This window comes from Pseudomonas fluorescens, assembly GCF_001708445.1.
Taxonomy (GTDB): Bacteria; Pseudomonadota; Gammaproteobacteria; order Pseudomonadales; family Pseudomonadaceae; genus Aquipseudomonas; species Aquipseudomonas gorinensis.
On record NZ_CP015637.1, the window covers coordinates 5,100,403 to 5,114,748 of the forward strand.

The 14,346-nt window shown below is 60.4% G+C and carries 13 protein-coding genes and 2 pseudogenes; 11 read left to right on the forward strand and 4 right to left on the reverse strand.

The features are described 5' to 3' along the window. Positions 1–110 precede the first annotated feature (110 nt). The 6 genes from A7317_RS22620 to A7317_RS22645 all read left to right on the forward strand — a co-directional run bounded on the left by A7317_RS22620 (position 111) and on the right by A7317_RS22645 (position 5,446). Positions 111–989 (forward strand): amino acid ABC transporter permease, encoded by an 879-nt coding sequence (locus A7317_RS22620; RefSeq protein WP_024077022.1) that lies wholly within the window; start codon positions 111–113, stop codon positions 987–989. A gap of 24 nt (positions 990–1,013) precedes the next feature. Further along, positions 1,014–1,778: an amino acid ABC transporter ATP-binding protein gene (locus A7317_RS22625; RefSeq protein ID WP_024077023.1), complete on the forward strand. Its 765-nt coding sequence runs from the start codon at positions 1,014–1,016 to the stop codon at positions 1,776–1,778. 25 nt (positions 1,779–1,803) lie between these two features. After that, positions 1,804–2,625 carry an ABC transporter substrate-binding protein gene (locus tag A7317_RS22630; RefSeq protein WP_069076870.1) on the forward strand — a complete coding sequence of 274 codons (822 nt, stop codon included), beginning with the start codon at positions 1,804–1,806 and terminating at the stop codon, positions 2,623–2,625. A 148-nt stretch (positions 2,626–2,773) separates the two neighbouring features. Beyond that, positions 2,774–3,964: an MFS transporter gene (locus tag A7317_RS22635; protein ID WP_069076871.1), complete on the forward strand. Its 1,191-nt coding sequence runs from the start codon at positions 2,774–2,776 to the stop codon at positions 3,962–3,964. A 60-nt stretch (positions 3,965–4,024) separates the two neighbouring features. Then, positions 4,025–4,972 carry a hypothetical protein gene (locus A7317_RS22640; RefSeq protein ID WP_069076872.1) on the forward strand — a complete coding sequence of 316 codons (948 nt, stop codon included), beginning with the start codon at positions 4,025–4,027 and terminating at the stop codon, positions 4,970–4,972. 93 nt (positions 4,973–5,065) lie between these two features. Next, positions 5,066–5,446 carry a helix-turn-helix domain-containing protein gene (locus A7317_RS22645; RefSeq protein ID WP_069076873.1) on the forward strand — a complete coding sequence of 127 codons (381 nt, stop codon included), beginning with the start codon at positions 5,066–5,068 and terminating at the stop codon, positions 5,444–5,446. Positions 5,447–5,621: 175 nt separating this feature from the next. On the opposite strand, the gene A7317_RS22650 is transcribed toward A7317_RS22645, so the two are convergent. The 3 genes from A7317_RS22650 to A7317_RS22660 all read right to left on the reverse strand — a co-directional run bounded on the left by A7317_RS22650 (position 5,622) and on the right by A7317_RS22660 (position 9,194). Then, positions 5,622–7,070, reverse strand: coding sequence for an amidase family protein (locus tag A7317_RS22650; protein ID WP_069076874.1), 1,449 nt, complete (start codon positions 7,068–7,070; stop codon positions 5,622–5,624). A gap of 200 nt (positions 7,071–7,270) precedes the next feature. Beyond that, complete coding sequence (locus A7317_RS22655) at positions 7,271–7,813, reverse strand: hypothetical protein (RefSeq protein ID WP_237141777.1); 543 nt, start codon at positions 7,811–7,813, stop codon at positions 7,271–7,273. 322 nt (positions 7,814–8,135) lie between these two features. Beyond that, the gene (locus tag A7317_RS22660) at positions 8,136–9,194 is read right to left on the reverse strand and encodes an MBL fold metallo-hydrolase (RefSeq protein ID WP_069076875.1); all 1,059 of its coding nucleotides are present in this window, start codon (positions 9,192–9,194) and stop codon (positions 8,136–8,138) included. A 123-nt stretch (positions 9,195–9,317) separates the two neighbouring features. Here A7317_RS22660 and A7317_RS22665 point away from each other — a divergent pair, with 123 nt between their 5' ends. The 5 genes and pseudogenes from A7317_RS22665 (at position 9,318) to A7317_RS22680 (ending at position 13,389) form a co-directional block, all read left to right on the forward strand. After that, a complete protein-coding gene (locus A7317_RS22665; protein WP_069076876.1) occupies positions 9,318–9,938 on the forward strand; it encodes a TetR/AcrR family transcriptional regulator in 621 nt (206 codons plus the stop codon). A 207-nt stretch (positions 9,939–10,145) separates the two neighbouring features. Further along, entirely contained in the window at positions 10,146–11,204 is a 1,059-nt protein-coding gene (locus tag A7317_RS22670; RefSeq protein ID WP_024077032.1) for a diguanylate cyclase, read from the forward strand. A gap of 352 nt (positions 11,205–11,556) precedes the next feature. Continuing rightward, positions 11,557–12,186 (forward strand): annotated as a pseudogene (locus tag A7317_RS31675) (PAS domain-containing protein); the annotation flags it as partial. Between the two features lie 165 nt (positions 12,187–12,351). Next, positions 12,352–12,786 (forward strand): annotated as a pseudogene (locus A7317_RS31680) (methyl-accepting chemotaxis protein); the annotation flags it as partial. Between the two features lie 84 nt (positions 12,787–12,870). Next, complete coding sequence (locus A7317_RS22680; RefSeq protein ID WP_024077034.1) at positions 12,871–13,389, forward strand: DUF1003 domain-containing protein; 519 nt, start codon at positions 12,871–12,873, stop codon at positions 13,387–13,389. Here the strand turns inward: A7317_RS22680 and A7317_RS22685 are convergent. Continuing rightward, positions 13,386–14,270, reverse strand: coding sequence for a LysR family transcriptional regulator (locus tag A7317_RS22685; protein WP_024077035.1), 885 nt, complete (start codon positions 14,268–14,270; stop codon positions 13,386–13,388). The two genes, A7317_RS22680 and A7317_RS22685, sit on opposite strands and share 4 nt — an antisense overlap. Between the last annotated feature and the right edge of the window lie 76 nt (positions 14,271–14,346).

Genomic DNA, 14,346 nt, shown 5'->3' on the forward strand with positions numbered 1-14,346 from the left:
GAACCCAGGAACACCGCGGGGCATCAGGTTTCCCGCGTTATCGTTGACGATCTTCGCGAGCAAGCTGGCTCCTACAGTGGAAGGCTGTGTACAGCATTTGGAGTAGAACCATGAACCAAACCCCGGCCGAGCGCTTGGAAGCTGAGCGTAAGTTGTCCGAGAACCAGTTCGATATCACGCAGTACGAGCACGTGCCACGTCGCTATTACGGGCGGATGTTTTTTGCCACCTTGATCGTGATCGTGTTGGCCGCGCTGTTGCGCGCATTTGCCAATGGCCAAATCGAATGGTCCTACATCGGTCAGTTCCTCACGTCTGAGGCCATCATTTGGGGCCTGGTGAATACCATCGTCATGTCGATCCTGGCGATGGCGCTGGGCGTGGTGATCGGGGTCATCACGGCGATCATGCGCATGTCGGCCAACCCGATCCTGCGTTACGTGGCCATCACCTACACCTGGCTGTTCCGCGGTACACCGCTGATTTTGCAGTTGCTGCTGTGGTTCAACCTGGCGTTGATCTTCCCGGTGATCGCGATCCCCGGCCTGTTCAGCATCGACACCGTCGACCTGATGACGCCATTCGTGGCCGCCCTGCTCGGCTTGAGCATCAACCAGGGCGCCTACACCGCCGAGGTGGTGCGCGCCGGCCTGCTGTCGGTGGATACCGGCCAGTACGAAGCGGCCAAGTCCATCGGTATGCCGAGCCTGCAGGCGCTGCGCAGGATCATTCTGCCGCAGGCCATGCGGGTGATCATTCCACCGGTAGGCAACGAGTTCATCAGCATGGTGAAAATGACCAGCCTGGCCAGTGTGATCCAGTACTCGGAGCTGCTGCACAACGCGCAAAACATCTACTACGCCAACGCCCGGGTCATGGAGCTGCTGATCGTCGCCGGCATCTGGTACCTGGCGGTGGTGACTGTTCTTTCATTTGGTCAAAGCCGCCTCGAGCGTCGTTTTGCCCGCGGCGCCGGCAAGCGTTCGTAAGTCTGGGTTGAGGAGATTTGCCCCATGAGAAGCATCGTCAAGGCCGTCAACCTGAACAAGTATTACGACCAGTATCACGCGTTGCGCGACATCAATATCGAGGTCGAGCAAGGCGAAGTCATGTGCATCATCGGCCCGTCGGGCTCGGGTAAAAGCACCCTGCTGCGCTGCGTCAACCAGCTGGAAAAAATCGACAAGGGCGGCCTGTGGGTCGACGGCGAACTGGTGGGTTACCGCGTGGTCGGCAACAAGCTGCATGAGATGAATGAAGTGCAGATCGCGCGCCAACGCCTGGCCACCGGCATGGTGTTCCAGCGCTTCAATTTGTTCCCGCACATGACCGTGTTGCAGAACATCGTCGAAGGCCCGTGCCAGGTGCTCAAGCGCTCGCCCAAGGAAGCCACGGAGGACGCCCTGGAGTTGCTCGCCCGCGTTGGCCTGGCGGACAAGCGCAATGCCTACCCGGTGGAATTGTCCGGTGGGCAACAGCAGCGTGTGGCGATTGCCCGCGCGTTGGCGATGCGCCCCAAGTTGATGTTGTTTGACGAACCCACCTCAGCCCTCGACCCGGAGCTGGTAGGAGAAGTGCTGTCGGTGATGCGCGATTTGGCCACCACCGGCATGACCATGATCGTGGTCACCCATGAGTTGGGCTTCGCCCGCGAAGTGTCCAACCGCATGGTGTTTATGGATGCAGGCCAGATTGTGGAAGCCGGCAGCCCTGAAGAAATTCTAATAAGCCCACAAAACCCGCGTACCCAAAGCTTTATTTCTGCCGTTCGCACTTAACTAAAAAACTAACGAGAACGCCCCCATGAAAAAATTGTTCATCCCAACGTTGCTCGCAGGCCTGATGGCCTCCACCGGTGTATTGGCGGCATTGCCGGCGGCAATCAAGGACAAGGGTGAGATCAGCGCGGCCATCGTGCCGAACTACCCGCCGATGGATTTCAAGGACCCGGCCACCAATAAGCTCACCGGCTTCGACTTCGACCTGGGCAACGCCCTGGCCGAGCGCCTGGGTGTGAAGATCAAGTGGCAGGAAACCGGCTTCGAGCAAATGCTCAGCGGCTTGACCACCAAGCGCGTGGACATCGTGCTGTCGGGCATGAGCGACACCGCCGAGCGCCAGAAATCCGTGACCTTCATCGACTACTTCACCAGCGGCCCGCAGCTGTACACCCTGGCCAAGCGTGAAGAGATCAAGGAACTGACCGACCTGTGCGGTAAAAAAGTCGGCACCAGCCGCCGCACCACCTGGCCGTCGGAAATTGCCGCGTGGAGCAAGGAAAACTGCGAAGCCGCGGGTAAACCCGCCATCGTGGTGATCGGCACTGAAGGCTCGGCGGATGCGCGGGCGCAGTTGCAGCAGAACCGTCTGGACGCGGCGATGCAGGGCAGCGAGACGATTCCTTATTTGATGTCGTTGGACAAGGGCAAGTACAAGCCGGTGGGCCTGGCGATTTCCAAGCAGTTCACCGGGCTGGGGATCGAGAAGAGCAACACCGGGCTGGTCACGGCGATCAGTGAAACGTTGCAGGGCATGATCGATGACGGGACCTACGGCAAGATCCTGAAGAAGTGGGATCTGGAACAGGGTGCAGTCGAGAAGATCAGCATCAACGCCGGCCAGTAACCCGTCCCCACTGTAGGAGCGAGCTTGCTCGCGAAAAACCCGAGAGCACCGCGGGCAATCAGAAAGCCCGCGCTATCGTTGACGATCTTCGCGAGCAAGCTCGCTCCTACAGAATACCAAGGCACCTGACAAGGACATCCGCCCCACCGTGGCCACCTACTCCCTGGTAATCCGCCGCCTGATGATTTGCTCGGTGACCATCGTGGTCAGCCGCGCCATGACCAGCCCACTGCTGGCGCTGCTGCTGAGCACGCGCCTGGGCCTCAACCAGCAGGACATCGGCCTGCTGATGGGCATCGCGGTGTTTATCGCCACACTGCTGGGCCTGTATGGCGGCTATATCATCGACCGCCTGGAAAAGCGCAAGCTGCTGATCCTGGCCATGCTCTCCAGCGCCATCGGCTTTCTGTTACTGACGTTTGCCAGCAACCTCTACCTCACCACCCTGACCCTGGTCATCACCGAAGCAGCGTCAGCGCTGTTCCTGATCGGCTCCAAAGCCATCATCAGCGAGAACCTGCCGGTGGGCGATCGCGCCAAGGTGTTTTCCCTGCGCTATACCCTGACCAACGTCGGCTACGCCACCGGCCCGATGGTCGGCGTGGTGATTGCCGGCCACATGCAACTGGCGCCCTTCCTGATCGCCAGCGCGATTGCCTTTGGCAGCGTGTTCCTGATGATCGGTATCCCGCCGACGCAACGGGATGACAGCCACAGACCCTTGAGTTTTCTCAGTACCCTGCGCACCTTGCGCAGCGACCGCACGTTGATTCTGTTCACCAGCGGCAGCCTGCTGAGCACCATTGTCCACGGGCGCTATACGCTGTATCTGTCGCAGTTTCTGCTGGTGGCCTACAAGCCGGCCGAGGCGCTGAAGATTCTGTCGGCGGTGCTGGCGTGTAACGCCATGACCGTCATCGCGATGCAGTACCAGATCGGGCGGTTTCTCAAGCGTGAGCAATTGCGCTACTGGATCGTGCTGGGCACTTTGCTGTTCATGCTTGGGTTGATCGGCTTCAGCCTGGCCGACAGCTTGCTCACCTGGTGCCTGGCGATGTTTGTGTTCACCCTCGGCGAGATGATCATCTACCCGTCCGAGTTCCTGTTTATCGACACCATCGCCCCGGATGCCCTGCGCGGCAGTTACTACGGGGCACAGAACCTGGCCGCGTTTGGCGGGGCGATGAGCCCGGTGATTTGCGGGTATTTGCTGATCAACGCGGCGCCCACCAGCATGTTTTATGCCCTGGGCGCACTCACTGCCCTCGGCGGCACCCTGTGCTTCCTGAGCGGACGCCGCGTGGCGGCTAGCCCCCCTTCGGCCAGCCCGCACATTTGATCGCTGCCACGGCTGATATTTGCGTAATATCCGGTTATCCCTCTCACGGACCCGAGCCTCATGAAATTCGACACGGCCTACAGCGTGAGTCTCGACGACAAGCTATCGATCTACGACGTACGAGAGCTGAATTTCGACGAAACCGCCGCGTACGACTCCGACAAGGACCGTTTCCTCTGCCCCAACGACGCCTGCCGCGCAGCCTTTGAAACGGGCAACGTGCTGGGCACGTATAACGCCAAGAACGTCAACTACCAGCGCACCCCGCATTTCAAGAACACGCCCAGCACCGAGCATATCGACGGTTGCCGCTATGCCAGCAGCCACAAGCCGGCGGCAGGCGAAAGCGACGACGCGCGCGAGGACAACTTCCCATCGGAATTTGTCCTGACCCGGCGTACCTACGCGCGCATCACTCCGGTCGTCGACGCCGAGGGGCAAGCCCCGCAAGCACCCGCGCAAACACCTTCAGGCCGCCCCCCCGCAGCCGTCAGCGCCAGCGACAGCACCCCGGATAAAACCAGCGTGTTCGCCCACCCGGTGGAATGCTATGTGTCGAATATCGACCACAAGGATAAGCTCAAGGCGATGCCGCTGAAGATCGGCGAGCACAGCGCGACCTACTGGGCGTTTTTCAAGAAAATCGAGTACCTGCAGGACAACCACGGCCTGATCTACTGGGGCAAGATCAAAGCGATCAAGGACTACACCAGCAGTTTTCGCATCGACTTTGAAAAGAAGGTCTGGCTCGACAAGAAGCCCTATTCGGTCAACGTCTACCTGAGCAAGAAACTCATCGAGAACTACCGCAAGCGCAAGGCGTTCCTGGAGCAGATCAAGGCCGCGGCCAGCAGCGAACGGCCGCTGTATTGCTTCTTCTACGGGGTGACGCCGGCGCTCAAGCAAGTGCCGAGCAAGAAAAACCCGGAACAGACGTTCGGGGTATTCAGCGCCAATATCGAGAACCTGGACCACCTGATTATTCGGGAAGTGCCGATGCTGGAATAGCAGGTGGTTAAGAATCCAGTTGATGAGCGGTCGAAACAACTGTACAAAAACACAGTATAGTTTGCCTTCCCCGTCGAACCCTGGAGACAACCCATGTCCTCTCTGGCAATGAGCTCTTTCGTAGAACAGCAGATCGTCCTGCATCAATTCACCGCCAAGCACAGCGTCCAGGCCCGCGTGATGCTGGGTTGGAGCCGCGAAGACCTGTCCCGTCAGGCCGGCGTGTCGGTGGCGGCGATTCAACAATTCGAGAACAACGGCGACGTGGACGATGAAACCCGCCTGACCCTGGCGTTTCGCCTGGAGGCGGAGGGGCTGGTGTTTTTCCCTGGGTTTGCGCCGGGATGGGGGATGAGGGCGCGCAGGTTTGAAACCGCACCCGCCGCGCCGGCCTCTAAAGGCATTATGTCGCGGCTGATGGGCTCAACTGCGGCAGCAATCGAGCCACCAACGCCTCAACCGAATGGTGCGTAGAGTCCAGGCGGGTCAGCCATGGAGTCGCCCCAGTCACACAGCGATTTAGAGGCCGGCGGTTTGCTCTTGCAGCAGGCCGATACGCTCATCCCGTGGCCGGGCGACCGTGAACGCTGAATGCACCGGGCCTGCAATTGCAGCACCCAATGCATCCTGTATCACGCGGGGGTCAGGTTCAGTGGTTGGCGGTCATCTCAACCCCGCCATCGGTCATCGGCGGGGCGGGAGAGAAAGGCGTACCGGGGGTGAAAGCCGGCTCCCTGATCGCCTGCGACACCTGCTCATAGCCATGGGCAACGGACAGTAAGGTGGCCTCGCTGTTGCCCGAACCATAGAAATACAGCGCCGTAGGCATGCCTTCATCATCCATGCCGCTAGGGACTGAAATGCCTGGGTAGCCCGCGGCAGCAGTGAAGTAATAGTTATGGGACAGGAAATTCGACACGATGGCGTCGAGCTTGTGTGCCTTCAACGGGTTATCAATCGTTTGCTGGAAAATCGGAGTAATGGCCTCCCACAGGCTGTCGAGCTCCTCCTGCGGCACCTCCAGGGTGTTGATGAGTTCCAGAAGGTTCTGGTCCGGCTCGCCCGGCAGCCCGTTGCGTTTATTGAATGCGATCAGCTCCGATAGTGATTTGACCGGCAGGCCTTGCCTTCCCGCCAAATAGTCCTCGAGCTGTTTTTTAACGTCGGTAAACAACGCTTCGTTGTAGTCCCGGTAGTTGTCATCAGATATGCCTTCGTCCATTGGCCCCACTGGCACCAGGGTAGCGCCCTCGGACTTGAGCCGTTCAATCGCGTCCTCGAAGTGTTTTCTATCCGCGCGCTTCGCGGGGTCCTTGGCCTCCTCCGGCGTCAGCTCAGGCAATGGTGTGTAGCCAATACGCTTGCCTTTCAAGGCATCTGGCGTGAGCCCCTCGGTGTACACGGTGGTCTCAGTCATGGCGTTGAGTGCCTCTGCCGCATCACGCACATTACGTGTAAAAGTGCCCACCGAATCCAGGCGCGTACTGGTCATGACGCCCTCCGTGCTGACCAGGCCGGCAGTGGTTTTCATGCCGAAAACACCGTTATAGGCGGCCGGAGCAATAACCGAACCATTGGTCTCAAGCCCCAATGCCAGCGGAACATGCCCTTGGGCCACCGCCACCGCCGAGCCAGAACTCGACCCTGCCACCGGGCCACCAAGCCGATGAGGGTTGAGCGTCTGTCCACCTCGGGAGCTCCACCCATCTGCCGGCGCTTCGGAGCGGAAGTTGGACAATTCGCTCATGTTGGTTTTACCCACAATGACCATGCCTGCTTTCAGCAGCTGGTCCACGACCTTGGCATTTTTAGTCGCCGGCGCGCCCACCAGGGCTTTTGAGCCAGCACTCGTCTGCATATTGCCTTGGGTTTCAAACACATCTTTGAGTGCCACGGGCACGCCATGCAGATAACTGCGCACCTGGCCGTTGGCACGCTCCTGATCGAGCGCCTTCGCCTCATTCCTGGCGTTGCGGTTGATTTCTAAAAACGCGTTTCCCCCCTGGAGCCCCTGGTCAATATTGGCGATCTGCTTCAACGAATCCTTCACCAACGACTCTGAAGTGACCCCTGAGTGCTTGGCCATATCCGCTGACATTTCATGGGCGCTCTTGTATCCCTGCCCAGGCTGTGTAAATGCCCGGTAAAGGTCGGCAGCCCATCCCCCGGACGAAGAAGGTATGAACATAAATTCCCCTCGATTGGACGGAACGTGCGAGCTATCGATTGATAACCCGGTACCAGTCTAAAAAGGGCGGTGCTTTCCTCCCCCAGGGTAAATCTTGCAGTCTCGTCCGATTACTCCACCCAAGGTGTGGGCTGTAAGGTGGCGGGTTCCTGTAACAGCAGGCGGTAGCTCTGTGCCAACGCCCTCACGTGATCACGCATCCAGTGGGCGCTATAAAACCAAAGCCTGTTGCCTTCTTCCAGCGGCTCGAAAAGCCCCGGGTAGCCACTTCTGCACGCGGCATGAAACGCGGCACTTCGCCCCTCGGACACCAGGGCATCAAGGCGATTCTCCGTCACGTGTCGATCGATTTCGTTGTGCATGCTGAATTGAAGGCTGTCGTCCACCTGCTCCGCGTCCAGCGCCACCAGTTGCGCCCCCGCCTGGCGCAACTTATCCAAGGCACGAGTGAAGGAGGCGCTGTGTTCAGCGGGTTCGTATGCATCACCCCGTACATAGCGCCCGGCATACCCTATGCGCCACCCGGTCAATGCCGGTGCCGGGGTAAAAGCACTGTTGTTCAGTACCAGGGGGACTTCCACCATCACCGGCCCCGATGGGTCGACGCCACTTAACGCACTGAGCGATAACGCCGGGTCGCGTACGGTTTTCATCAGCGGGCCCGGCACGTCAAACCGGGGAGTGGGGACGCCGGTTCCCGCAGGCTCAGGTGTGTGAGCAGCGGCACCGAACGTGATACCGCCCGCGCTGCCGCTCGGTGCATCAGTGGGAGGAACGGAGGGCGGGCAGGTCGCGCCCGAGGGTAACGCTTGCCCCGTTGGGCATGGCACGCATGGGCGCCAGTACTTCCTACACTTGTCTTCCATCAGAACCTGCCCCGAGAAATGAAATTCCCAGGGATCATCGCACCGTCGTCCGGCGCTTGTCGCAACCTCGAAACACCCTGAAAATTCCTTTTTCCAAGTGCGCCGACGTTCAGCCCACGGCGTGTTCCTCAACCACTTGCGTCTCGACATCCAACCACCACGCATGACCGCGTTCAGGCATGCTCAAACTGAACGCCTGGCCCATCGGCGGCGTGGTAATCGACACATTGCGCTCCCATGCCAGCGCCATGATGCGGTCGAAGGGTTCGTGCCAGGCATGGAACGCCAGGTCGAAGGTGCCGTTGTGAATCGGCAACAACCAACGGCCCTTGAGGTCAATGTGCGCCTGCAAGGTTTGCTCGGGTTGCATGTGCACATGGGGCCAGTCGACGTTGTAAGCACCGGTTTCCATCAGGGTCAGGTCGAACGGGCCGTAATGTTCGCCGATTCGCTTGAAGCCGTCGAAATAGCCGGTGTCGCCACTGAAAAAGATCCGACGCGCGCCGTCGATCATCACCCAAGAGCACCACAGCGTCTGGTTACTATCAAACAGGCCCCGCCCGGAAAAATGCTGTGCAGGCGTGGCGACCAAATGAATGCCGCCGACCTCCGTGCCCTCCCACCAATCGAGCTGCCGCACTTTACGCGCGTCCACGCCCCATTTGACGAGGATATCGCCCACGCCCAGCGGCGCCAGGAAGGCAGCGGTCTTGTCGGCCAACTGGATGACAGCCTTACGGTCCAGGTGGTCGTAATGGTTGTGGGAAAGAATGACCGCTTCCAAATCAGGCAGTTCTTCAAGAGTGATAGGGGGCTGATGGAAACGCTTGGGACCAGCCCAACTGAAGGGTGACGCGCGCTCGGCGAACACCGGGTCGGTCAGCCAGAACTTGCCGCGCATTTTCAGCAGTACCGTGGAATGCCCCAGGCGAAATACGCTGTGGTCGGGGGCGGCGGACAGTTGCTCGCGGGTCAGCGGTTGCACCGGGATCTGCCCTACTGGCCGCGTGGTGCGCGGCTTGTGAAAGAGCATCTTCCAGAAAATACCCAAGGTTTTGGCAAAGCCGGCGTGCTGCACGGGAGCGCCGTTGCTGAAGCTTCCCGGAGCCTGTTCGGCAGGCTTGCGGGCGACGGGCGCGGGGTCGAGACGGGTTGAGATCGTGGCCATTCCAGAGTGACTCCTACAGACCGCTCATAAGTTACACTGCACAGTGTAGTTTCAAGATTGCAACAAAACCCGGAGCAAGTAAACTACCGAGTGTAATTTTCCCCCTAGAGCCGATCACTGCCCATGACTGCCCCCCAGCGCCTCACCGACCGCAAACGCGAAGCCATCGTGGCCGCCGCCATTGCCGAGTTTCGGGTCAACGGGTTCGAGGTCACCAGCATGGACAAGATCGCCGCCACCGCCGGAGTCTCCAAACGCACCGTATACAACCATTTCCCCAGCAAGGAAGAGTTGTTCGCCGAAATTCTCCACCAACTCTGGGCCAGCAGCGTCGCCCAGCTCGACGTCAGCTACGCCAGCGACCGTCCGTTGCGCGAACAATTGCGCGAGTTGCTCGAAGCCAAGATGAAGATGATGTCGGACGCCAATTTTCTCGACCTGGCCCGGGTTGCCATCGCCGCCACCATCCATTCACCGGAACGCGCCCAGGACATGGTCAACCGCCTGAGCAAACGCGAAGAAGGCTTTACCCAGTGGGTGCGCGCCGCCCAGCAAGACGGCCGACTCAGTTGCAGCGACCCGGCCTTCGCCGCCCACCAGATCCAGAGCCTGCTCAAGGCTTTCGCGTTCTGGCCACAGATCACGCTGGGCCAACCCACCCTTGATGCACCCAGCCAGGCCAGGGTAATCGAGTCGGCCATCGATCTTTTCCTGGCCGGTTACGAAATCACTGCACAGCGCTGAAGCACTGGCCCCCTGCTCACTGTTGCATAAGCGACATCCCTGGTCGTTTTTCGACGATTCCTGCACGGTCTCTCCACAAATGGCTTGGAAGGACACTGATTATTCCCACAGGAATAACTGACAATATTCACCGGACTTATCCGATCAACGGTTAATCGGGCAAACGTGCGTAGCCGTGTCAGTGAAAAACAGCTGAACCAGGAATTTATGGAAAACAGACGAGGCAAGGGGCTTTCATTTGCCAAGCGAATCTACAAGCCAAGGATCATCGGCCTGGGCATCGGTTGCATCAGCGTCATCGGCGCGCTGTATCCACTCACGATGCCGGGCTGGGTATGGGCGTTCCTGCTGTTCAATGGGTTTGCCTGGGCCCATGTGGCATATCAGCTGTCGACCCGCTCCCAATTCCCCTACCAGGCCGAACAGCGCAACCTGCTGTATGACTCCCTATCGGGCGGCTTCTGGGCCGCGGCCACACAGTTCACGCCACTGACAGCCGTGACCATCCTGTCGATGATGACCATGAACAACGTCGCGGCCGGAGGCCTACGCCTGTTCCTGCGCGGCCTGCTGGCACAAGTGGCGGGGGCGTGTGTGGCCTGGGCGCTGTTCGGCATCCGGTTCAACCCCGATGTCAGCCTGCTGCAGGTCTACACCTGCCTGCCGATGCTGACCCTCTATCCCATGGCCATCGGCATGGTCTGTTATCAACTGGCGATCAAACTGGCGGAACACAAACGTGCCCTCAGTGCCTTGAGCCGCACCGACAGCCTGACCGGCCTGCTCAACCACGGTTCATGGAAAGACCTGCTGCACCTCAAGTTCCATAAGTGCCAGCTGCAGCAAAGCCACGCCACCATCGCCCTGATCGATATCGATCACTTCAAGCAGATCAACGACACCCACGGGCATATCATCGGCGACGCCGTGTTGCGGCAATTGGGCCTGGAGCTGCGGCGCCACCTGCGCGAAAACGACCTGGCCGGCCGTTACGGTGGCGATGAGTTCTGTGTGATTCTTCCACAGATGTCGTTGAACGAAGCCGCGAAGGTCATGGAGCACATGCGCGAAACCTTCAGCCGTTATCAGAACCCGCTGATCCCCGAATTGCGCGTCAGCCTGAGCATCGGCCTGGCGGACTTCCAGCCGCTCTTCACCGATGCCGCCATGTGGCTGAATGCGGCGGACCGAGCGCTGTACACAGCCAAAGATACCGGGCGCAATCGCGTCAATGTCAGCAATTACTTGATCGCCCATTCCGCCTGAAGACCTGATGCGGCAGCCCGTCTGACTGCTGCGACACTCCCGAATAGATAGCACAATGCCTCCACCCGTCCGCTAACCCAAAAAAGGCCCTGAACTGGGTCGAACTTCTGGTCAGGCTGATCACTCTGAACCGGTTGTTCCACCCCGCTGTCGGCACAAGGAAGCTGACAATGAGCACGTCAACCGTGAGGCGAAGCGCCCTACGGAGGCAGGCGCATATTCATGGATACCCCAAGACGCTTGCTTACCCGAGCACCCGAACATGCTATTCAACGCGCATAAAAAAACCATCGACCTCCTGCAAAATACCGTCGCGCAACAGGCCAGCCTGCTGAACGCCATCGAGCGCTCCATGGCAGTGATCGAATTCGACCTACAAGGCACCGTGTTGCGAGCCAACGAGAACTTCCTCAAGACCTTGGGCTATCGCGCCGAGCAGATCGAGGGCCAACCCCACCGCCTGTTCTGCACCCCGGCATACGTCCGCAGCGCCGAGTACAACCAGTTGTGGTCGGACTTGCGCAACGGTCGATTCCAATCCGGCACCTTTGAACGGGTGGGCAACGCCGGCCAGTCGGTGTGGTTGGAAGCCAGCTACAACCCGGTACGCGACGACGCCGGCAAAGTGATCAAGGTGGTGAAGTACGCGATGGATGTCACCCCGCGCCTGCAGGCCGAGAGCGAAGCGGATGCCAAACTGGGCGCTATCGACCGCTCCATGGCAGTGATCGAGTTCAACCTCGACGGCACTATCATCACCGCCAACGACAATTTCCTGCAGCGCATGGGTTACAGCCTGGCGCAGATCCAGGGCAAGCATCACCGCCTGTTCTGCAAACCGGAGTTGGTCAACAGTTCGGCCTACAGTGAGTTCTGGCAGCGCCTGAACCAGGGCCAGTTGTTCAGCGGCCAGTTTGAGCGCGTCGATAAAAATGGCCAGACCGTCTGGCTGGAAGCCAACTACAACCCGGTACACGACGCCAGTGGGCGCCTGTGCAAAGTGGTGAAGTTCGCCTCCGACGTCACCGCCATGGTGCAACAGCACGCCGCCGACGCGGCCAGTGCAGCCCAGGCGTACCACATCTCCCTGAACACCCGGGACATCGCGGAAAAAGGCGCCGAAGTGATCCAGCAATCCGCCACTGGCATGCGTGAGATTGCCGCCGACATTGACGGCTCGTCGCAACTGATCGCCAAACTGGGCCAGCGTTCGCAGCAGATCACCGCCATCGTCAACACCATCCGAGGCATCGCTGACCAGACCAACCTGCTGGCGCTCAATGCGGCAATCGAAGCGGCGCGGGCGGGTGAACAAGGCCGTGGCTTCGCGGTGGTGGCCGACGAAGTACGGCAATTGGCGGCGCGCACCAGCGGCTCGACGACCGAGATCTCCAGCATGATCGCGATGATCCAGGACGAGACCCGCCAGGCTATCGACAGCATGGACGGCACACGTGACCGCGCCGCCCAGGCTGTGGAGTTGGCCAACCGCGCCGGCACGGTGATCCTGCAAATTCGCGAAGGCACCAGTGAGGCGGTACAGGCAGTGAGCGCTTTTGCCAACGAACGCAGCGCCCACTGAATCGGCTCTGGGTTATTCATACGTCAGACAGGTCGCCAGGACTATAGTGAACGCCCGTCTTACCGTTGATGACACGAGCCCACCATGACGCCAGATAAGCCTGAAACCACCCCCGTCGACCATCGACGTTTCCACCGGCGCCACGATCACCTGGCGCCGACCTTCGGCAACGACACCTTTGCGCTGAAGGCCGAAGCCTTCGCGCGCTTCTTTGGCACGCCGACTTTCCTCGGCGCGCAAACCGCGATCGTGATCTTGTGGGTGGCGCTCAACGTCAGCGGCATCACGCACTTTGACGTATACCCGTTCATCCTGCTCAACCTGGCGTTCAGCCTGCAATCGGCCTATGCCGCGCCGCTCATCCTACTGGCCCAGACACGCCAGGCCGCCCGCGATAAAGCCCAGTCCGACGCCGACGCGCAGCACCGGGAAGCGCTGGCCGTGGCCAACGCCGAGCGCCAGGCCGAGGCCGCGCGGACCACCAAGCAACTGCTGGAACTGCTGGAACAGAACACCCGCCTGACGGAAATGACCAAGCAACTGACCGAGCGTATCGAGACCCTGACCTGCGAAATGCATGAGCACTTTGTGCGGAAAACCTAGCGCCCCGGCAACCGCAGGTGCTTCCCCAGCTCATCAAACAGCGTCACCACCGAACGCAACGCCCGGCAATCGGGACGCGTGAGCAGCCATAGCGCCGTGTCGTGCCCTGCCAGCACAGGGCCCAGCGGTTGCAGGTCGCCACCCAGCAGAAAGTCCGGCAACGCCGCCACGCCCAACCCCGCCCGCACCAGCTCGGTGACCGACAACATGCTGTTACAGCGATAACTGGGGCGCACGCCTGGCAAGTGCGCGCGGCGCCAGGCGACGGTGGGGTGATCGGGCAAAAAGTCATCCGGTGCGATCCAGGCCAGGTCGGCCAGGTCACGTCCTGCATGTCGTCGTGCAAAATCGGCGCTGGCACACACCCGATACGTCACGCTGCCAAGGCAGCGTCCTACCAGGTGTTCGGGCGGGGTCTTGGTCAAGCGCAGGGCGATGTCGGCATCGCGGCGGCTGAGGTTGGCGAAATCGTTCGAGGTGCTCAGTTCCAGGGTCAGTGCCGGGTAGTCCGGCATGAACTGCGCCAGTGCCGGCAGCAACAGGCCTTGCAGCACTGAGTCGGTGCAGGTCAGGCGCACCGTGCCGCTGATCACCTCGCCGCCCTGTTCCACGCCAATCCGCGCCGCTTCCAAGGCCTGTTCGGCGCGCTCGGCCTGCTGCGCCAGGTGGCTGGCGAGGCTGGTGGGCAAGTAGCCGGCACGGCTTTTCTCGAACAAGGTCTGGCCCAGCGCGGCCTCCAGGCGCCGTACTGCGCGGAACACCGTCGACACATCCACCCGCAGCAACGCCGCCGCGCGCGCCAGCGTGGCGCCGCGCACCAAGGCAAGGATCAGCGACAGGTCGTTGTAGTCGAGTCGATAGTGCGTGGCCGCATTGAGCATATGGGGAAATGCCAATATTGATTGCGTGAGCGCCAATCTATAGTGCGCCTCAGGACACCACAAGCCATGGGATGCA